Raw genomic sequence first — 18,206 nt, forward strand, 5'->3', positions numbered from 1 at the left:
GTTGGTTAACGATTTTAATGAAAAGGACACAATTTTTATAAAGGCAAGGAGCGCACATGGACTATCGGAAAGATATTCTTTTACAGGTATTAGAGTATATGGAGAAGAATATTATAGAGGGGCTTTCCGTCGAGAAAGTGTCTATTATCTCAGGGTATTCTAAATGGCATTTGCAACGGCTGTTTAAACATTATTTTGGTATGACGCTCGGAACTTATATCAGGCACAGAAAGCTGAGCCGATCCGCAATTTTGCTTAAACAACATCAAGGGAACATACTGGATGTCGCCTTGGCATCGGGCTTTGCCTCTCAGCAATGTTACACGCGGGCATTCAAACGTTTCTTTGGCGAAACGCCCAACAGCTTTAGAAACAGCCGGGGATGGGATTTCTCCATCCAGATCCCACCGTATGGCAATGACAATAAGCCCTATTTTTATCACACGGTCATGCCGGATGATATTGAGTTGTTAAAGCAGTACAAAGCATTGATTTTCCATTCCATAAGGAAATACAGAGATGCCAGTGACATTACGCAGACTAATGAAAAATGGTTAAGCAAGAATGGAAAAGCTTATGGTGTGGAAAAAAGAAGAGCGGGTAAATGGCATTCAAATGGTAAGGAACAAGAGGTTTTTCACTCTATTTTTAACTTCTACATACCCAGAGGGAAATATATTGTTATTCCCTTTATGGGGGCGTTGCCTGAGTACATTGATTTTTTTGAAAGCATCTATGACGCTTACCTGCCGGCCATTAATGTCAAGATGAGGGAAAGCTTTTTTATCGAGCTATATAGAAACGAGCATTTAAACAGCGAAGTTGTTAATGTCGATATACTGATTCCTGTGGTGTAGCGTTGAGAAAAGGAGACATCATGAGTGTAGAGAAATCCCCCGGTTCAATGAATAAACACCATTACGCTTTCGGTATGCTACCTTTAACGTTGTCTGTGTCTGGCTGGGTGAACGTTACCGGTTTAGGCTGGCAGGTCATTCAATTAATGCTGGCATTAACTCTCTTCATGTTTTCAGGAAATGCGATGGCCAATAATCGGGAGCATCAACAAATAGCGTTAGTCGGTACCTGGACCCATATTCCGGATGCGCCCACGGTGCAGAAACCGGCGTTCCCCAGTGAAGGGCTCTATCGTCTGAGGGTAAATGTCGACGGCACGTTAACGCTGCTCAATGTTATCAAGATGAAAAGCCCGTCATGGATCGCAAAATCTCGCGATGGTCGTTTCGCCTATGTCACCAATGAAGAGGATGCGGGAACGGTGACCGCCTTGGCAATAGACGACGCAGGCAGCGTGCGGGTGCTGAATACGGTGAGCAGTGCGGGCCAGCAGCCGACGCATGCCACACTCAGCCCGGACGGTAAGTTTCTGTTTGTCGCCAACTACTCCGTCGCCAAAGGCGGCGCGGGGGTGACGGTATTGCCGATTCGCAGCGACGGCACACTGGGTGAACACGTGCAGCATTACCCGTTTATACCCGGCTCCGGCATCGTGCAGGGGCGCCAGGAAGGCGGGCATGCGCACTCCACCACCTTCAGCCGCGATGGCCAATACCTGTACGCGGCGGATCTCGGCGGCGATAAGTTGCACGCCTACCGCTATCGCCCGGATAACGCGCAGCCGCTGCAGGCGGATGCTTCGCGCGATGTCGGCTTTGCGCCCGGCGCCGGTCCACGGCACATGGTGTTCTCGCCAGAAGGCGAATATGCGTATGTCATCACTGAAATGGCGGGCGAGATCGAGGCGTTTGCCGTTAACGACAATCGATTGACTCTGAGAGGGAAAGTGAAACTGAACGGCGGCCTCGATTCGGCGGAGGCGAAAAGCGGCGGGGCTATTATCCTGAGCCCGAGCGGCAGATATCTTATTGCCACCCATCGCGGTACCGATAACCACCTGCTGGTATTTAAAATAGGCAGGGACGGTCTGCCAAGCGTGCCGACGCGCTATGAGGCCGGCGGCATTGAACCGCGGGCGCTCGCTTTTGATGCCGACGGCAACCGCCTCTATGTCACGAATGTGTTCACCAATAGCGTTACGCTGTTCGATTTCGATGATGAGAAGGGTGAGTTGCAGGCCAGAGGTGAAGCGGCGGCGATTTCAACGCCGACGGATATCAAGTTTTTCAATTAATGCCCATCATAAGGCGCGGGAGAAACCGGGTCTGAACAGGGGAAAAGGGGAATTGCGGGTGCAGATGATGGGGAATGGCTTGATGAGAAAGAATGGTGTCCCCGACTGGAATCGAACCAGTAACTAGCCCTTAGGAGGGGCTTGTTATATCCGTTTAACTACGGGGACGCTGCGGACCGGCAACCGAAGCTGCCGGGGCATTATACCTTTTTTTACCCGCAGAATAAGCGCTTAGCGGCGCGTTTGCTCAATACCTCGCCAGTTCGCGCCGAAATTTCCTCGGCTAACCGACCGCGATCACGGTTTTTCTCCGTCGTGGCGCCGTTTTTCCCCTTGCAGCCGCGCCGCCTTATTTTTGGCGCTCAAATCGTTGCGGATTTGCGCGTGGCTGATCAGCGCAAAGATAAAGGTGCCGCCGATGATGTTACCCGCCAGCGTCGGCAGGGCGAACGGATAAACGAATGCTTGCCATCCCATCGTGCCGTTGAACACCAGATACAGGATCTCCACCGAGCCGACCACGATATGCGTCAAATCGCAAATCGCCACCAGGTAGGTCATCAACACGATCACCCAGATTTTCGCCGCGCCGGCGGCCGGGAACATCCATACCATGGTGGCGATGATCCAGCCGGCCAGGATGCCATTGGCGAACATTTCTCCCGGCGTATGGCGCATCACCTCTTCGCCCAGGCTGATGAAGGCGCGGCGCGTTTCGGCGTCGAACAGCGGCATATGGGTAAACGCCAGCGCCGCCAGCGCGGTGCCGATCAGATTGCCGAGCAGCACCACGCCCCACAGGCGCAGCAGGATAAGCAGGTTGCGCGGCGTGGGTTTATGCATAATGGGCAGCACCGCCGTGACGGTGTTTTCGGTAAACAGCTGCTGGCGCGCCATGATGACAATGATAAAACCGAAGGTGTAGCCGAGGTTCTCAATGAAAAAGCGGCTGGGATCGTCCGGCAAGCGGGCGTGGAAAATGCCTTTCGCCGCCAGCGAGGCGCCCATCGACAGCCCGGCGGCGATCGCCGACCACAGCAGCGCCAGCCCGTCGCGCTCCAGCTCTTTTTCGCCTTCCATTCGGATCTGTTCATGCACCGCCGCCGCGCGTGACGGCAGATTCTCTTCCCTGACTTCGATTTCGCGTTTGCCCTGTTCCTGCTCTTCGCTCTCTACCTGCATTGTCTCATCCGGCTCGTGCTGCTGGCGTTGCTGGTCGTTCATGCTGTCGCTCCTGCTCAATAAGGGTGAGGTCACGTCATTAAGCGTAGTTGCCCGGCCTAAATGCGGCGAAATACAGAAAAAGGTAACAAGAGTTAAAATCCGCCGATTTTTTCCACGCATTCTTGATCCTGCTCGCCATATTGGCCCCTCGGCGCGCCCGCCGCAGGCTGCGTGTGGGGAAAGGCTTATGCTATGATTCGCTATCCCAAAGAAAAATATGAGTTCCCTGATGCTGGAAGCCAAAAGTCTGAGTTGCGTGCGCGATGAGCGCATCCTGTTTAGCGAGCTAAGCTTTTCAGTTCAGCCGGGCGATATCATTCAGGTAGAAGGGCCGAACGGCGCGGGCAAGACCAGTTTGCTGCGCATCCTCGCCGGTTTGGCGCGGCCGGACGGCGGTGAGGTGTGCTGGCGCGGGCGCAACACGCTGCGCGATCGCGCGGCGTATCAGCAAGATTTGCTGTTTATCGGCCATCAACCGGGCATCAAAGCCGTATTGACACCCTTCGAAAATCTGCAGTTTTATCAGGCGGTGCGCGGCGCGGCCGAGCATCAGGCCATCTGGCGCGCGCTGGAGCAGGTCGGGTTGGTGGGGTACGAGGATCTGCCGGTGGCGCAGCTTTCGGCCGGGCAGCAGCGGCGGGTGGCGCTGGCGCGATTGTGGCTCAGCGCGGCGCCGCTGTGGATCCTCGATGAACCCTTGACGGCGATCGATAAACAGGGCGTGGCCGAGTTGATTAGCCTTTTTGAACAACATGCGCAGCGGGGCGGCATGGTATTGTTGACCACGCATCAGGATTTGGCCGGCGTCAGCCAAACGGTGGGCAAAATTCGTTTGGCGGAACACGACGCGGGGAGTTTGTGATGTTTTTGACTCTGGTGCGTCGCGAATTGAAGATCGCCTGCCGTAAAGGGTCGGAGATCGTCAACCCGCTGTGGTTTTTCCTGATTGTGATCACGCTGTTCCCGCTGGGGATTGGCCCTGAACCGCAGCTGCTGGCGCGCATTGCGCCGGGCATCGTGTGGGTGGCGGCGCTGCTGGCCTCGCTGCTGTCGCTGGAGCGGCTGTTTCGCGACGACTTTCTCGACGGATCGCTGGAGCAGCTGTTGCTGCTGCCGACGCCGCTGCCGATGACGGTGCTGGGCAAAGTGTGTGCTCACTGGGTCGTGACGGGATTGCCGCTGCTGATCCTGTCGCCGCTGGTGGCGCTGCTGTTGTCGCTCGATATGCAAACCTGGCTGGCGGTGGCGGGTACGCTGCTGCTCGGCACGCCGACGCTGAGCCTGATCGGCGCTATCGGCGTGGGGTTGACCGTCGGCTTGCGCAAAGGGGGCGTGCTGCTCAGCCTGCTGGTGCTGCCGCTGTATATCCCGGTGCTGATCTTCGCCACCGGCGCGATCGACGCCGCCTCGATGGGCATGCCGATTGACGGTTACCTGGCGATACTCGGTGCGATGCTGGCGGGCAGCGTGACATTGGCACCGTTTGCCACCGCAGCGGCGCTGCGAGTGAGCGTGCACTAGCTAACGTATTGAATGAACAGACGGGGCAAGGCCGACAAGAGCGTACCCTGCAGAAGATTTTCGCCGTTTCGATCGCTCGGGGCGGCCGACGCATAAAAATTACCGTGAGCACTGACGACAATGTGGAAATGGTTACATCAACTGGCGCGGCCTGAACGGCTGTATCACGTCTGCGGCCGCTTTATCCCCTGGCTGGGGCTGGCGGCGGCGGCCTGCCTGCTGCTTGGCTGGGCATGGGGCTTTGGTTTCGCGCCGAAGGATTATCAGCAGGGCGACAGCTTCCGCATCATTTATATTCACGTGCCGGCGGCCATGTGGTCGATGGGCATCTATGCCTCGATGGCGGTGGCAGCGTTTATCGGCCTGGTGTGGCAGATGAAAATGTCCGATACCGTGGTGGCGGCGATGGCGCCGATCGGCGCGGTGTTCACCTTTATCGCGCTGGTGACCGGCTCCGCCTGGGGCAAGCCGATGTGGGGCACCTGGTGGGTATGGGACGCGCGGCTGACCTCCGAGCTGGTGCTGCTGTTCCTTTATATGGGCGTCATCGCGCTGTATAACGCTTTCGAAGACCGCCGCCTGGCGGGCCGGGCCGCCGGCATTCTGGTGCTGGTGGGCGTGGTGAACATTCCGATCATCCATTTCTCCGTCGAATGGTGGAATACGCTGCATCAGGGCTCGACCAACATGCAGCAATCCATCGCGCCAAGTATGCGCACCCCGCTGCGTTGGGCGATCCTCGGCTACCTGCTGTTGTTCGTTACGTTGACGCTGATGCGTCTGCGCAATTTGATTCTGTTCCAGGAGCGCCAGCGCCCGTGGGTTGCCGGGCTGGTGAATAAGGAGCGTCAGTCATGAATGCCGCATTCGATTCCTGGCCGGCGTTTTTCGCCATGGGCGGTTATGCCTTCTATGTCTGGCTGGCGGTCGCCGTCACGCTGATTTCGCTGTTGGGGCTGGTGGCACACACCGTCTGGCAGCGGCGGCAGTTGCTCGCCGAGATCGGCCGCCGTCAGGCGCGCGAGCGGCGCATTCGCCATGCGCAACAATCAAAACAAAAATCCGCCGCACCGCGGGAGAAATCATTGTGAATCCACGTCGTAAAAGCCGCCTTTATCTGGCGATCGTTGTGCTGATCGGCATTGCGCTGACCGCAACCCTGATGCTGTACGCGCTGCGCTCCAACATCGATCTGTTCTATACCCCGGGTGAAATCCTGCAGGGCAAGGGCGAAAATCATGAGAAGCCCGAGGTCGGCCAGCGGCTGCGTATCGGCGGCATGGTGATGCCCGGCTCGGTGAAACGCGATCCCAATACGCTGCAGGTCAGCTTCAAGATTTACGACGCGCGCGGCGCGATCGGCGTGACCTACACTGGCATTCTGCCGGACCTGTTCCGCGAAGGGCAGGGCGTGGTGGCGCAGGGCGTGCTGGGCGAGGGCAACGTGGTCAATGCGCGCGAAGTGCTGGCCAAGCACGACGAGAAATACACGCCGCCAGAAGTGGCCGACGCGATGAAAGAGAATCACAAAGGGCCGGCGGAAGCGTATAACGCGCCGCAGGCGGAGGGTGCCAAGTCATGATGCCGGAACTGGGCAGTTTTCTGCTGTGCCTGGCGCTGGCGATCGCGCTGTTGCTGAGCATTTACCCGCAGTGGGGCGCGGCGCGGCAGGACAGCCGCATGATGGCGGTGGCCCGGCCGCTGACCTATGGCATGTTCGCGGCGATTGCGCTGGCGTTCCTGTGCCTGGTGCATGCCTTCGTGGTCAACGACTTTACCGTCGCCTACGTGGCCACCAACTCCAATACCCAACTGCCGGTGTATTACCGCATCGCCGCCACCTGGGGGGCGCACGAAGGTTCGCTGCTGCTGTGGGTGCTGCTGCTGAGTTGCTGGTCGCTGGCGGTGGCGTTGTGCAGCCGGGCGATGCCGCAGGACGCGGTGGCGCGGGTGCTGTCGGTGATGGGCATGATCACCGCCGGTTTCCTGCTGTTCATCATCATGACCTCCAACCCGTTCACCCGCACGCTGCCGAACTTCCCGATCGACGGCAGCGATCTCAACCCGCTGCTGCAGGATATCGGCCTGATTTTCCACCCGCCGCTGCTGTACATGGGCTATGTCGGCTTCTCGGTCGCCTTCGCGTTCGCCATCGCCTCGTTGATGGCCGGCCGGCTCGACACCGCCTGGGCGCGCTGGTCACGCCCGTGGACTACCGCCGCCTGGGTGTTCCTCACGCTGGGCATCGTGCTCGGATCGGCCTGGGCCTACTATGAGTTGGGCTGGGGCGGTTGGTGGTTCTGGGATCCGGTGGAGAACGCCTCCTTTATGCCGTGGCTGGCCGGCACCGCGCTGATGCATTCGCTGGCGGTGACCGAGAAACGCGGCACGTTCAAAGCCTGGACGGTGCTGCTGGCGATCACCGCCTTCTCGCTGTGCCTGCTGGGCACCTTCCTGGTGCGCTCCGGCGTGCTGGTCTCGGTGCACTCCTTCGCCTCCGACCCGGCGCGCGGCATGTTTATTCTCGCCTATCTGGTGATCGTCATCGGCGGTTCGCTGCTGCTGTACGCGGTCAAGGGCGGCCAGGTGCGTAGCCGTGTACAGCACGAGACCTTCTCGCGCGAGACCTTCCTGCTGGGCAATAACGTGCTGCTGATCGCCGCCATGCTGGTGGTGCTGTTGGGCACGCTGCTGCCGCTGGTGCACAAACAGCTGGGGCTGGGCAGCATTTCGATCGGCGAGCCGTTCTTCAATACCATGTTCACCTGGCTGATGGCGCCGCTGGCGCTGCTGTTGGGCATTGGGCCGCTGGTGCGCTGGCGCCGCGATGAGCCGCGCAAGCTGTGGCGGCGCCTCGGCGTAGCGCTGCTGGCGACGCTGGTGCTGTCGATTCTGCTGCCGTGGTTGTTGCAGGACAGCATCGCCGGCATGACGGTGGTGGGCCTGATCATGGCACTGTGGGTGATCATCCTGACGCTGATGGAGCTGCATGAGCGCGCCACCCATCGTCACGGTTTCTGGCGCGGCCTGCGGCAGCTGTCCCGCAGCCACTGGGGCATGGTGCTCGGCCACCTCGGCGTGGCGGTGACGGTGATCGGCATCGCCTTCAGCCAGAATTACAGCGTGGAGCGCGACGTGCGGATGAAGGCCGGCGACAGCGTGGATATCCACAATTATCATTTCGTGTTCCGCGACGTGCACGACATCCGCGGCCCGAATTACAGCGGCGGCGTCGGTATCATCGACGTGACGCGCAACGGCAAGCCGGAGGCGACGCTGCATGCGGAGAAACGCTACTACAGCGTGGCGCGCAGCATGATGACCGAGGCGGCGATCGACGGCGGGTTCAGCCGCGATCTGTACGCGGCGCTGGGTGAGGAGCTGGAAGACGGCTCCTGGGCGGTGCGCCTGTATTATAAACCCTTCGTGCGCTGGATCTGGTTCGGTGGCGTCTTTATGGCGATCGGCGGCCTGCTGTGCATTCTCGACCCGCGTTATCGCATGAGCAAAAAGCTCAAGCGTGAAGGCAAGCTGGAGGCGCAATCATGAAGCGTAAGCTGCTGTTTATCCCGTTGGTGCTCTTCCTGCTGCTGGTGGCGGCCCTGATGGTGCAACTGACGCGCAACGCCGGCGGCGAAGATCCGACCATGCTGGAGTCGGCGCTGATCGGCAAACCGGTGCCGACCTTCAGGCTGGAATCGCTGGATCAGCCCGGCAAAACCTACGATCAGGCGGTGCTGCGCGACGGCAAGCCGATATTGCTCAACGTCTGGGCCACCTGGTGCCCGACCTGCCGCGCGGAGCACCAGTATCTCAATACGCTGGCGGCGCGCGGCGTGCGGGTGGTCGGCCTGAACTATAAAGACGATCGTGCCAAGGCGGTGACCTGGCTGAATTCCCTCGGCAATCCCTATGCGCTCAGCCTGTACGACGGCGACGGCATGCTGGGGTTGGATCTCGGGGTGTACGGCGCGCCTGAGACCTTCCTTATCGACGGCCAGGGGATCATTCGCTATCGCCACGCCGGCGACATGAACGAGCGCGTCTGGCAGCAGGAAGTGCTGCCGCTGTATAAAAAGTACGGGGGTGAGGCATGAGGCTGATTGTTCTGCTGTGTGCCGCACTGCTGAGCTGGAGCGCCGCCGCGGCGATCGATACCTATCGCTTCAACTCCGTCGAGCAAGAGCAGCAGTATCGCGAGTTGACCGAACAGCTGCGCTGCCCGAAATGTCAAAACAACAGCATTGCCGATTCCAACGCCATCATCGCCGCCGACATGCGCACCAAGGTGTACGAACTGATGATGCAGGGGCAAAACAAGCAGCAGATTATCGATTACATGGTGGCGCGTTATGGCAACTTCGTCACCTACGAGCCGCCGGTAACGCCGGCGACGCTGATCTTGTGGATCGGCCCGCTGCTGTTCGTATTGATCGGCGGGGCGGTGGTGATCCTGCGCACCCGTCGGCGGCCCGATGCGGCGGCGGATGATGCATTCTCCGAACGGGAACGGCAGCGCCTGGCGGCGCTGTTGCAAGAGACTGACAGGAAGAAACCCTAATGGCTTTTTGGCTGATTATTTGCGTGTTGTTGGCCGGCGCCGCCGCGTTGCTGGTGGTGCCGGCGATGCGCCACGGCAAGCAGAGCGCCGCCACGCGCGATGCGTTGAACAAGGCGTTTTATCAGGATCGCCTCAGCGAGCTGGAGCAGGATGAGCAGCAGGGCGTGGTGGCCGAGCGCCCGGAGCTGGTCAAAGAGCTGCAACAGAACCTGTTGAACGACATCCCGGCCGAGCAGATGGTGCAGGCGAAGCCGATCAACCGCTGGGCGCTGGTGCCGGGCGTGGTGTTACTGCTGGCGGTGACCGTTGGCTTTTATCTGAAAACCGGCGGGTTGGCGCAGGTGCTGGACTGGCGTCTGGTGCAGGCGCAAATGCCGGAATTGCGCGAGCGCGTCGCCAACGAGCGCGCCAAACCGCTGAGCATGGAAGAGATTGCCCGTCTCGGACTGGGGCTGCGCACCGCGCTGCAGCAGGACGATCGCAATATCAACGACTGGATGATGCTGGGGCGCGTCGGCATGGCGTTGAACAATGCCACTACCGCCACGCAGGCCTTTGCTCATGCTTATCAATTGGATCCGAATAGTCTGGAAGTGCGGCTCGGCTATGCCGAGGTCTTGACGCGCTCCAACGATCCGGAGGATAACAAGCAGGCGACGCAGCTGTTGCGGCGCATGATCGCGGAAAACCACAGCGATCCGCGGGTGCTCAGCCTGCTGGCGTTCAATGCCTTCGAACAGGGCGATTTCAAACAGGCGATTGGCGCCTGGCAAGTGATGCTGCAGCTGCTGCCGGCCAACGATCCGCGCGCGGAAGTGATAAAGCGCAGTATTGCACAAGCAAAAGCCCAGGCCGGCGGAGAAACTGTTAAACTGAATGTGACCGTTGCGCTGTCACCGCAGGCGGCGAAAGCCATGCCGCCGCAGGGGACGCTGGTTATCTCGGTGACCGACGGCGTCAGCCCGGTGCCGGTCGCAGTAAAACAATTGCCGTTGAGCCGTTTTCCGCTGTCTTTCTCACTGGATGACAGCAACGCCATGATGCCCGAGCGTCTGCTCTCGGCGCAGCATCAGGTGCAGGTGCGTGTGCGCCTCTCACAGGACGGATTGGCCACGCCGCAACCGGGGGACTGGTTCGGCGAAAGCTCGCTGCAGACATTCAGCGGTAAAGAGCAGGTTAGCGTTCAGATAAACAAGCAGGTCCCTGAAAAATAAGACCGAACGTGTTTTTATGGAGAAAAATATGAACTTTCGCCTGACTGGGGTGGCATTCGCAGCGGCATTACTGGTGGGCTGTGCCAGCGCGCCAGACAATGAGCCGCAAGGGCGTTCTGATCCTCTGGAAGGATTTAACCGGACGATGTTCGACTTCAACTACAACGTCCTGGATCCTTATATCTTGCGTCCGGTCGCGGTGGCCTGGCGTGACTACGTGCCGATGCCGGCGCGTAACGGCATCAGCAACTTCACCTCCAACCTGGAAGAGCCGGCCAGCATGGTCAACGCCTTCCTGAAGGGCGATCCTTACCGCGGGATGATCCACTTCAACCGTTTCTTCCTGAACACCCTGCTCGGGATGGGCGGCCTGATCGACGTGGCCGGCATGGCCAACCCGAAACTGGCGCGCGAAGAGCCGAATCGCTTCGGCAGCACGTTGGGGCATTACGATGTGGGTTACGGCCCGTACGTGATGTTGCCGGGCTATGGCAGCTTTACCCTGCGTGACGAAGGTGGCGACTTTGCGGATACGCTGTATCCGATGCTGAGCTACCTGACCTTCTGGATGTCGGCGGGCAAATGGGTGGTCGAGGGTATCGAAACCCGCGCTCAACTGCTGGATTCCGACGGTCTGCTGCGCAATTCCTCCGATCCTTACATCATGGTGCGCGAAGCTTACTTCCAGCGCCACGATTTCATCGCCAACGGCGGTTCGCTCAAGCCGGAAGAGAACCCGAACGCCAAGGCGATTCAGGGCGAACTGGACGAGATCGACTCGCAGTAATCCCGGGCATTATGCCAATGAAAACCCGCCGTCAGGCGGGTTTTTTTATGCCCGCGCGAGCGACAGGCAAAGAAAAAGCGCCCCAGGGGGCGCTTTGGCATCCATCTCAAGTGAGATTAGAAGCGGTAGTTGAAGTTGGCGCCGTACAGCCAGGCTTTACCCACCGAATTGAAGGTGTAAGGGCCTTCGTTGATGGTGACTTTCTGGCCGTGCATGTAGGACACGCCGACGTCGACCGAGGCGTCTTTGTTGAACGCATAGGTAGTACCGGCACTCAGCCAGAAACGGTCCTGATCGGGAATGGAGATCGAACGGTTTTGGGCGGGCACCGGGCTGTCATCGAAGGCGATACCGGTCCGGAAGGTCCAGTTGTCGTCGTAGAAGTAGGTGGTGCCCAGCGCGATACGGTAAGCGTCTTTGAAGCCTTCATGCTTCTCGAACAGCGTCTGACCGTTGTTGCCGGTGGCTCTCAGCTCCTGGAACTGGCTCCAGCTGGTATAGGCCAGGCTGTAGTGAATGGCCCACTGCGGCGCCACTTTGTTGTAGCCGGACAGCTCCCACATTTCCGGCAGATTCAGATCCAGAGAACCCGGGATGGTGCTGCCGCTGGTGCCCCAAGGCAAGCCTAAGCCCAGAGATTGAGTCAGAGGGTTGAATTGTGCTGGCAGGCTGCTCTTGTAATCGCCATCGAACTTGATTTTGACTTCAGAGCGATAGGTGAAGCCGTAACGGTTGTTTTCATCCACTTCGTACAGGATGCCGGCGTTCCAGCCGTAACCCCATTTATCGCCTTTCAGGTGAGAAATCTGGGTATCGCCAGGGATTTGAGCGATCATTCCGGCTTGCTGAGGCGTTAATCTACCGGTTTGCAGGCCTTGACCTGCAAGCAGTTTCGGCAATTCACCGGCGTAGCGTTCCAGTTTGGCTTTGGCGTACACCGCATCGAAGCCCAGGCCGAAGCTGAAGTGTTGATTCAGACGGTAGGCGCCGCTCAGGTTGAGGTTAACGGTAGTCAAATCGGTCTTACCGCCGTAGGCGCCGGCGGTATAACCGTCGTTGAATTCGGTCGCCAAACCGAAGTTGCTGGTGACCGAGCCGCCTACGGCGAACTGATCGTTAATCGGGTGAACATAATGCAGGTTCGGCACCCAGGCGACAGGGGCGATATTTTTGGAGTCCAGGCTGGCACCGGAAGGCGATTTGCCGGTGATGTCAACGTCCGGGTCGATGAAGACTGCGCCGATGGACAGCTCGGGACGGGTATACATCATCAGCAATGCCGGGTTGCGGCTTGCGGAGGCCGCCGTATCCGCCATGGCGCCTTCGCCAGAATACGAACGTCCTAAACCAGCTGATGAGAACTCATTCAGCTGGAATCCTGCGGCAGACACGTTTGAAGAAATAATTGCCACTGCAGCTGCGAGAGCTGATTTAGTCAATAGGTTTTTCTGGCTCATGACCAAAACCTCATTATGTGTTTATTATTTAAACTATTGTTACACGAAGTAACAAGGAGCGCGGGATTGTAGGGTCCGTTATCGTTCAGACAAATCAGACCAGTGGCTGAAGTATAGGTCTGACCTGTGAAAATGTTGCAAGTTTGTTTTTGAAATATTTCCAACCTGATATCAAAAAAGAGATCTGCTTAACAAAAAGCCAGCGGTAAATAACAAAATTCTTACCACTCCTTAGCAGACGCTCATTTTTATTTGTGATTTCCATCACTTAAAACACCCAGTAAAAGTAAGTGCTAGTGATTGCCGGCGTGGAAGCGTAAAATACCCGCAGAATTTTGTGGCTTTGTGCCGGTGAGTGAAACGGCAATTTGGGCTGATAACCGAGGCCCTTGAGGAGAACCAATCATGTCAGATGCAATTAATAAATGCAGCGCCCAGGAAACCGCCGCGTGTTGCTGCGTGGATGTCGGCACCGTGATGGATAACACCGATTGCACCGCGTCCTACAGCCAGGTGTTCAGTAATCAACAAGATGCGGAAGCGATGCTGGCCGCCCTGAGCGAAAAGGCGCGCGCGGTCGAATCCGATCCTTGTGACATCAGCAGTAGCATTAAACCGGTTGACGGTGGCGTGCAGTTGGAGGCCGATTTCACCTTCGCCTGCCAGGCGGAAACCCTGATCTTCCAGCTCGGCCTGCGTTAATCCCCGCTTTACCCCCGGCGCCGCCTGCTGCGCGCCGGGGATTTCCTTCCCCGTGCCGCCCCGATAGAAAGTGCGCCTGCTCGCAGTTTTGATCTCTGCCGGTTTGCCAAATGTAACCGTTTGGTTAACAATGACCTCATCAGGTCAGACCTCTTTCTGCCCATTGCGCTGACGTTATTTTCTTCAGGAGCATTTATGAGTAAGGCACTGCCGTTGGTGACCCGTCATGGTGACCGCATTGCGATTGTGAATGGACTGCGTACCCCCTTTGCCAAACAGGCAACTGCCTATCACGGCATTCCGGCGGTGGATTTAGGGAAAACGGCGGTGAGCGAGCTGTTGGCGCGTAGCGGCATCGATCCGCAGCTGATCGAACAGCTGGTGTTCGGCCAGGTGGTGCAAATGCCCGAGGCGCCGAACATCGCGCGTGAAATCGTGCTCGGTACCGGTATGAGCGTTCATACCGACGCTTACAGCGTGTCGCGTGCCTGCGCCACCAGCTTCCAGGCGATCGCCAACGTGGCGGAGAGCATCATGGCCGGCAGCATCAGCGTCGGTATCGCCGGCGGGGCGGACTCTTCTTCCGTCTTGCCGATCGGCGTCAGCAAGGCGTTGGCGCGCACGCTGGTGGACGTCAACAAGGCGCGCACGCTGTCGCAGCGTCTCAAACTGTTCAGCCGGCTGAAATTCCGCGATCTGATGCCGGTGCCGCCGGCGGTGGCGGAGTATTCCACCGGTCTGCGCATGGGCGATACCGCTGAGCAAATGGCGAAAAGCCACGGCATCACCCGCGAAGCGCAGGATGCGCTGGCGCACCGTTCCCACGAACTGGCGGCCAGGGCCTGGCGTGAGGGGTGGCTGCGCGATGAGGTGATGACGGCCTACGTGCCGCCTTACCGCGCGCAGCTTTCTGAAGACAACAATATCCGCAAAGACTCCAGCCTGGCTTCCTACGCCAAGCTGAAACCGGCGTTCGATCGCAAAAACGGCAGCGTCACTGCGGCCAACAGCACGCCGTTGACCGACGGCGCGGCGGCGGTACTGATGATGAGCGAATCGCGCGCCAAAGAGCTGGGGCTGCAGCCGCTCGGCTATCTACGCAGTTTCGCCTTCGCCGCCATCGACGTGTGGGAAGACATGCTGCTGGGGCCTTCCTACGCTACGCCGCTGGCGCTGGATCGCGCCGGCATCGGTCTGGCCGATCTGACGCTCATCGACATGCATGAAGCCTTCGCTGCGCAAACGCTGGCCAACCTGAAGATGTTTGCCAGCGAAGCGTTCGCCCGCGAGAAGCTTGGCCGCAGCCAGGCGATCGGTGAGGTGGACATGGACAAATTCAACGTCTTGGGTGGTTCCATCGCCTATGGCCACCCATTCGCCGCCACCGGCGCGCGCATGATCACCCAGACGTTGCGCGAGCTGAAACGCCGCGGCGGCGGGCTGGGCCTGACCACCGCCTGCGCCGCCGGCGGGTTAGGGGCCGCGATGATCGTGGAGGTGGAATGATGAGTGCCGAAAACGCATTGCACGAACAGCGGGCCAAACCGTCGGCCTTTCAGCTGACGATTCGCCCCGACAACATCGGCGTGATCACCATCGACGTGCCGGGCGATAAGGTCAATACGCTCAAGGCCGAGTTCGTCGAACAGGTGAACGACGTGCTGATCCGGGCGCAGCAGCATACCGCGCTGGAAGGATTGGTGATCGTTTCCGGCAAGCCGGACTCGTTTATCGCCGGCGCCGACATCACCATGATTGCCGCCTGCACCAGCGCCAAAGAGGCGGAAACGCTGGCCAAGAAAGGGCAGAGCACGCTAGCGCAGATCGCCGCCTTCCCGGTGCCGGTGGTGGCCGCCATTCATGGCGCCTGCCTGGGCGGCGGCCTGGAATTGGCGCTGGCCTGCCACGGCCGCGTCTGTTCGTTGGATGACAAAACCGCGCTCGGTCTGCCGGAAGTGCAGCTGGGCCTGCTGCCGGGCTCCGGCGGCACTCAGCGCCTGCCGCGCTTGGTTGGCGCCGCCAAGGCGCTGGACATGATCCTGACCGGCAAGCACATTCGCGCCCGCCAGGCGCTGCGCATGGGGCTGGTGGACGACGCCGTGCCGCAGTCGATCCTGTTGCAGACCGCCATCGAGCGGGTGAAACAGGGCTGGAAGCATCAGCGCGAGCTGCCGTGGCAGGATCGCCTGCTCAATGGCCCGCTGGGCAGAAATCTGCTGTTCAGCATTGTGCGCAAAAAAACGTTGGCGAAAACCCACGGCAACTACCCGGCGGCGGAACGCATCATTCAGGTAGTGCGCACCGGGCTGGATCACGGCAGCGCCAGCGGCTATGAAGCCGAAGCGCGCGCCTTTGGCGAACTGGCGATGACGCCGCAGTCGGCGGCGCTGCGCAGCCTGTTCTTCGCCTCCACTGCGCTGAAAAAAGAGCGGGGCGGCAATGCCAAGCCGCATGCCCTGCATCGCGTCGGCATTCTCGGCGGCGGCCTGATGGGCGGCGGCATCGCCTGCGTCACCGCCACGCGCGGCGGTTTGCCGGTTCGTATCAAAGACATTAATGAAACCGGCATCAATCACGCGCTGAAATACAGCTGGGACGTGCTTGGCAAACGGGTACGCAGCAAGCGCATGCGCCCGGCGGAACGGCAAAAACAGATGATGCTGATCTCCGGCTCTACCGATTACACCGGCTTTGAGCAGGTGGATATCGTGGTCGAGGCGGTGTTTGAGGATCTGGCGCTGAAGCAGAAGATGGTGGCCGAGGTCGAAGCGAACTGTGCGCCGCATACCGTGTTTGCCTCCAATACTTCCTCGTTGCCTATCGGCCACATCGCCGAAAAAGCCCAGCGGCCGCAGCAGGTGATCGGTCTGCACTACTTTAGCCCGGTGGACAAAATGCCGCTGGTGGAAGTGATCCCGCACGCCGGCACCAGCGAAGAGACTATCGCGACCACCGTGGCGCTGGCGCACAAGCAGGGCAAGACCGCTATCGTGGTGGGCGACAGCGCGGGTTTTTATGTCAACCGCATCCTGGCGCCGTACATCAACGAAGCGGCCCGTTGCCTGCTGGAAGGCGAGCCGATGGAGTCACTGGACAAGGCGCTGGTGGACTTCGGTTTCCCGGTCGGCCCGATCACCCTGTTGGACGAAGTGGGCATCGACGTCGGCACCAAGATCATTCCGGTGCTGGTCGAGGCGCTGGGGCCGCGCTTCGCCGCGCCGGCTGCGTTCGATGCGGTGCTGAAGGACGGGCGTAAAGGGCGCAAGAACGGCCGCGGCTTCTATCTTTACCCGAGCGAAGGGCAGCAGCGGCAGCGGCGTAAACGTGCGGATACCTCATTGTATACGTTGCTCGGCGTCACGCCGAAGGCGCACATGCTGCCGGCGACCGTCGCCCAGCGCTGCGTGATGATGATGCTGAACGAAGCGGCGCGCTGCCTGGATGAAGGCGTGATCCGCAGCGCGCGCGACGGCGACATCGGCGCGGTGTTCGGCATCGGCTTCCCGCCGTTCCTCGGCGGCCCGTTCCGCTATATGGACGAGCTCGGCGCCGAAAAAGTGGTGAAAACGTTGGAATACCTGCGCCAGCAGCACGGCGAGCACTTCGCGCCGTGCGAACGCTTGCAGCGCATGGCGCAGCAGGGCGAGCGTTTTTATCCGCTGGGGAGCTGAACGCAGGGCGGCCCGATTTGCACTATAGTTGCAACAGGGCCGCGTTGTGATCGCCATCACTCCTTGTAACAGCGTCAGCCGGTGAGGCTGTACAGCAAGGCGTAGGCAGCGGTAAGTTAGCTTGACCGTCATCAATAAATTTCATGGCGGAAAGGTTAAAATTTAACCCGTTGAATTGATTGTTCTGTGAGCAATCGAGGTTTGCCAGGGGAGGGTTGCTGTAAAAAACAGCATTTTCTTTAGGCAAACTTTCAGGCAAAATGCCCGGCCGCCATAAAGAGACGGCGCGTTATCGTTTTAAAGCTTTGGCTTTGGGTTGTAAAACTCGGCGGTACAGCACGCACGGCGTTTCTGTATAGCGTTACTTTGTCAACAACAGCGGTGCAATATGCAAGTTTTGATTATGCGTCACGGAGAGGCGGCGCTCGAGGCAGCCAGCGATGCGGTAAGGCCCCTTACCCTGTGCGGCCGCGACGAGTCCCGTCAGATGGCGGCCTGGTTGAACACCAAGTCTGTGGATATTGAACGCGTGCTGGTCAGCCCCTATCTGCGGGCCGAACAGACGCTGGCGACGGTGCGTGAAGCCTTGACGCTGCCGGAGGGCGAAGAAGTGCTGCCCGAGCTGACGCCGGGCGGCAACGCCGAACAGGTCGGCAGCTATCTGCAGGCGCTGGCGATGCAAGGGGTGAGCTCGGTGCTGATCGTGTCGCACCTGCCGCTGGTGGGCTACCTGGTGGCTGAACTGTGCCCGGGCGAGTGCCCGCCGATGTTCGCGACCTCGGCGATCGCTAACGTCGATCTGCCGGCGGACGGCAGCTACGGCAAATTTGAATGGCAGGTCAGCCCGTCGCAGGTGATGGCCAAAGTGTGAGCCGCAGATGCGGTGCGGAATAAACTCAGGGCGATGTCTGACATCG

The 18,206-nt window shown here is 59.5% G+C and carries 18 protein-coding genes and 1 tRNA gene; 16 read left to right on the top strand and 3 right to left on the bottom strand.

Annotated elements, in window-relative coordinates; genetic code table 11:
* Window positions 1–56 precede the first annotated feature (56 nt).
* Both WA302_RS10030 and WA302_RS10035 read left to right on the top strand, forming a co-directional pair.
* Window positions 57–857, top strand: coding sequence for a helix-turn-helix domain-containing protein (locus tag WA302_RS10030; RefSeq protein ID WP_060447966.1), 801 nt, complete (start codon window positions 57–59; stop codon window positions 855–857).
* 20 nt (window positions 858–877) lie between these two features.
* Window positions 878–2,152 carry a lactonase family protein gene (locus WA302_RS10035; RefSeq protein WP_334671205.1) on the top strand — a complete coding sequence of 425 codons (1,275 nt, stop codon included), beginning with the start codon at window positions 878–880 and terminating at the stop codon, window positions 2,150–2,152.
* A 93-nt stretch (window positions 2,153–2,245) separates the two neighbouring features.
* Here the strand turns inward: WA302_RS10035 and WA302_RS10040 are convergent.
* Window positions 2,246–2,320 (bottom strand) — tRNA-Arg (locus WA302_RS10040).
* A 129-nt stretch (window positions 2,321–2,449) separates the two neighbouring features.
* On the bottom strand, window positions 2,450–3,376 hold the full coding sequence (locus WA302_RS10045) for a formate/nitrite transporter family protein (RefSeq protein WP_148123630.1): 927 nt from the start codon (window positions 3,374–3,376) through the stop codon (window positions 2,450–2,452).
* Window positions 3,377–3,605: 229 nt separating this feature from the next.
* Here WA302_RS10045 and ccmA point away from each other — a divergent pair, with 229 nt between their 5' ends.
* From ccmA to mlaA, 10 genes are all read left to right on the top strand, one after another.
* Window positions 3,606–4,238, top strand: a complete 633-nt coding sequence (ccmA, locus tag WA302_RS10050) for a cytochrome c biogenesis heme-transporting ATPase CcmA (protein WP_015378626.1) — start codon at window positions 3,606–3,608, stop codon at window positions 4,236–4,238.
* Window positions 4,238–4,897, top strand: a complete 660-nt coding sequence (gene ccmB, locus WA302_RS10055) for a heme exporter protein CcmB (RefSeq protein WP_025303731.1) — start codon at window positions 4,238–4,240, stop codon at window positions 4,895–4,897. The genes ccmA and ccmB overlap by 1 nt, the downstream gene beginning before the upstream one ends.
* 120 nt (window positions 4,898–5,017) lie before the next feature.
* Window positions 5,018–5,755 (top strand): heme ABC transporter permease, encoded by a 738-nt coding sequence (locus WA302_RS10060; protein WP_004936270.1) that lies wholly within the window; start codon window positions 5,018–5,020, stop codon window positions 5,753–5,755.
* Window positions 5,752–5,988: a heme exporter protein CcmD gene (gene ccmD, locus WA302_RS10065; RefSeq protein WP_025303729.1), complete on the top strand. Its 237-nt coding sequence runs from the start codon at window positions 5,752–5,754 to the stop codon at window positions 5,986–5,988. The genes WA302_RS10060 and ccmD overlap by 4 nt, the downstream gene beginning before the upstream one ends.
* Entirely contained in the window at window positions 5,985–6,479 is a 495-nt protein-coding gene (gene ccmE / locus WA302_RS10070; protein ID WP_004936264.1) for a cytochrome c maturation protein CcmE, read from the top strand. The genes ccmD and ccmE overlap by 4 nt, the downstream gene beginning before the upstream one ends.
* On the top strand, window positions 6,476–8,446 hold the full coding sequence (locus WA302_RS10075) for a heme lyase CcmF/NrfE family subunit (RefSeq protein WP_025303728.1): 1,971 nt from the start codon (window positions 6,476–6,478) through the stop codon (window positions 8,444–8,446). Before ccmE ends, WA302_RS10075 begins: the two co-directional genes overlap by 4 nt.
* A complete protein-coding gene (locus tag WA302_RS10080) occupies window positions 8,443–8,994 on the top strand; it encodes a DsbE family thiol:disulfide interchange protein (RefSeq protein WP_015378623.1) in 552 nt (183 codons plus the stop codon). The genes WA302_RS10075 and WA302_RS10080 overlap by 4 nt, the downstream gene beginning before the upstream one ends.
* Window positions 8,991–9,458: a cytochrome c-type biogenesis protein gene (locus WA302_RS10085; RefSeq protein ID WP_025303727.1), complete on the top strand. Its 468-nt coding sequence runs from the start codon at window positions 8,991–8,993 to the stop codon at window positions 9,456–9,458. The genes WA302_RS10080 and WA302_RS10085 overlap by 4 nt, the downstream gene beginning before the upstream one ends.
* Window positions 9,458–10,672 carry a c-type cytochrome biogenesis protein CcmI gene (ccmI, locus tag WA302_RS10090; RefSeq protein WP_043140192.1) on the top strand — a complete coding sequence of 405 codons (1,215 nt, stop codon included), beginning with the start codon at window positions 9,458–9,460 and terminating at the stop codon, window positions 10,670–10,672. Before WA302_RS10085 ends, ccmI begins: the two co-directional genes overlap by 1 nt.
* 28 nt (window positions 10,673–10,700) lie before the next feature.
* Complete coding sequence (gene mlaA, locus WA302_RS10095) at window positions 10,701–11,459, top strand: phospholipid-binding lipoprotein MlaA (protein ID WP_025303725.1); 759 nt, start codon at window positions 10,701–10,703, stop codon at window positions 11,457–11,459.
* 116 nt (window positions 11,460–11,575) lie between these two features.
* Here mlaA and fadL read toward each other — a convergent pair whose 3' ends face one another.
* Complete coding sequence (gene fadL / locus WA302_RS10100) at window positions 11,576–12,916, bottom strand: long-chain fatty acid transporter FadL (protein WP_038629776.1); 1,341 nt, start codon at window positions 12,914–12,916, stop codon at window positions 11,576–11,578.
* Window positions 12,917–13,321: 405 nt separating this feature from the next.
* Between fadL and WA302_RS10105 the strand changes: the two genes are divergently transcribed.
* From WA302_RS10105 to sixA, 4 genes are all read left to right on the top strand, one after another.
* Window positions 13,322–13,618 carry a YfcZ/YiiS family protein gene (locus tag WA302_RS10105; RefSeq protein WP_072145088.1) on the top strand — a complete coding sequence of 99 codons (297 nt, stop codon included), beginning with the start codon at window positions 13,322–13,324 and terminating at the stop codon, window positions 13,616–13,618.
* 195 nt (window positions 13,619–13,813) lie between these two features.
* Window positions 13,814–15,124, top strand: a complete 1,311-nt coding sequence (fadI, locus tag WA302_RS10110) for an acetyl-CoA C-acyltransferase FadI (RefSeq protein ID WP_336063774.1) — start codon at window positions 13,814–13,816, stop codon at window positions 15,122–15,124.
* Complete coding sequence (gene fadJ, locus WA302_RS10115; RefSeq protein WP_025303721.1) at window positions 15,124–17,289, top strand: fatty acid oxidation complex subunit alpha FadJ; 2,166 nt, start codon at window positions 15,124–15,126, stop codon at window positions 17,287–17,289. Before fadI ends, fadJ begins: the two co-directional genes overlap by 1 nt.
* A 388-nt stretch (window positions 17,290–17,677) precedes the next feature.
* Window positions 17,678–18,160 (top strand): phosphohistidine phosphatase SixA, encoded by a 483-nt coding sequence (gene sixA, locus WA302_RS10120; protein WP_004936230.1) that lies wholly within the window; start codon window positions 17,678–17,680, stop codon window positions 18,158–18,160.
* The last annotated feature ends 46 nt before the right edge of the window (window positions 18,161–18,206 follow it).

Origin of the sequence: Serratia sp. 201 (assembly GCF_037027545.1) — a bacterium.
GTDB lineage: Bacteria > Pseudomonadota > Gammaproteobacteria > Enterobacterales > Enterobacteriaceae > Serratia > Serratia bockelmannii.

Excerpts from the sequence above, each read along its gene's own strand:
- ccmI (WP_043140192.1), top strand. The coding sequence starts at position 9,458 with ATGGCTTTTTGGCTGATTATTTGCGTGTTGTTGGCCGGCGCCGCCGCG.
- mlaA (WP_025303725.1), top strand. The coding sequence starts at position 10,701 with ATGAACTTTCGCCTGACTGGGGTGGCATTCGCAGCGGCATTACTGGTG.
- WA302_RS10105 (WP_072145088.1), top strand. The coding sequence starts at position 13,322 with ATGTCAGATGCAATTAATAAATGCAGCGCCCAGGAAACCGCCGCGTGT.
- fadJ (WP_025303721.1), top strand. The coding sequence starts at position 15,124 with ATGAGTGCCGAAAACGCATTGCACGAACAGCGGGCCAAACCGTCGGCC.
- sixA (WP_004936230.1), top strand. The coding sequence starts at position 17,678 with ATGCAAGTTTTGATTATGCGTCACGGAGAGGCGGCGCTCGAGGCAGCC.
- fadL (WP_038629776.1), bottom strand. The coding sequence starts at position 12,916 with ATGAGCCAGAAAAACCTATTGACTAAATCAGCTCTCGCAGCTGCAGTG.
- ccmA (WP_015378626.1), top strand. The coding sequence starts at position 3,606 with ATGCTGGAAGCCAAAAGTCTGAGTTGCGTGCGCGATGAGCGCATCCTG.
- WA302_RS10075 (WP_025303728.1), top strand. The coding sequence starts at position 6,476 with ATGATGCCGGAACTGGGCAGTTTTCTGCTGTGCCTGGCGCTGGCGATC.
- WA302_RS10045 (WP_148123630.1), bottom strand. The coding sequence starts at position 3,376 with ATGAACGACCAGCAACGCCAGCAGCACGAGCCGGATGAGACAATGCAG.
- fadI (WP_336063774.1), top strand. The coding sequence starts at position 13,814 with ATGAGTAAGGCACTGCCGTTGGTGACCCGTCATGGTGACCGCATTGCG.
- WA302_RS10060 (WP_004936270.1), top strand. The coding sequence starts at position 5,018 with ATGTGGAAATGGTTACATCAACTGGCGCGGCCTGAACGGCTGTATCAC.
- WA302_RS10085 (WP_025303727.1), top strand. The coding sequence starts at position 8,991 with ATGAGGCTGATTGTTCTGCTGTGTGCCGCACTGCTGAGCTGGAGCGCC.
- WA302_RS10035 (WP_334671205.1), top strand. The coding sequence starts at position 878 with ATGAGTGTAGAGAAATCCCCCGGTTCAATGAATAAACACCATTACGCT.
- WA302_RS10030 (WP_060447966.1), top strand. The coding sequence starts at position 57 with ATGGACTATCGGAAAGATATTCTTTTACAGGTATTAGAGTATATGGAG.
- ccmB (WP_025303731.1), top strand. The coding sequence starts at position 4,238 with ATGTTTTTGACTCTGGTGCGTCGCGAATTGAAGATCGCCTGCCGTAAA.
- WA302_RS10080 (WP_015378623.1), top strand. The coding sequence starts at position 8,443 with ATGAAGCGTAAGCTGCTGTTTATCCCGTTGGTGCTCTTCCTGCTGCTG.
- ccmD (WP_025303729.1), top strand. The coding sequence starts at position 5,752 with ATGAATGCCGCATTCGATTCCTGGCCGGCGTTTTTCGCCATGGGCGGT.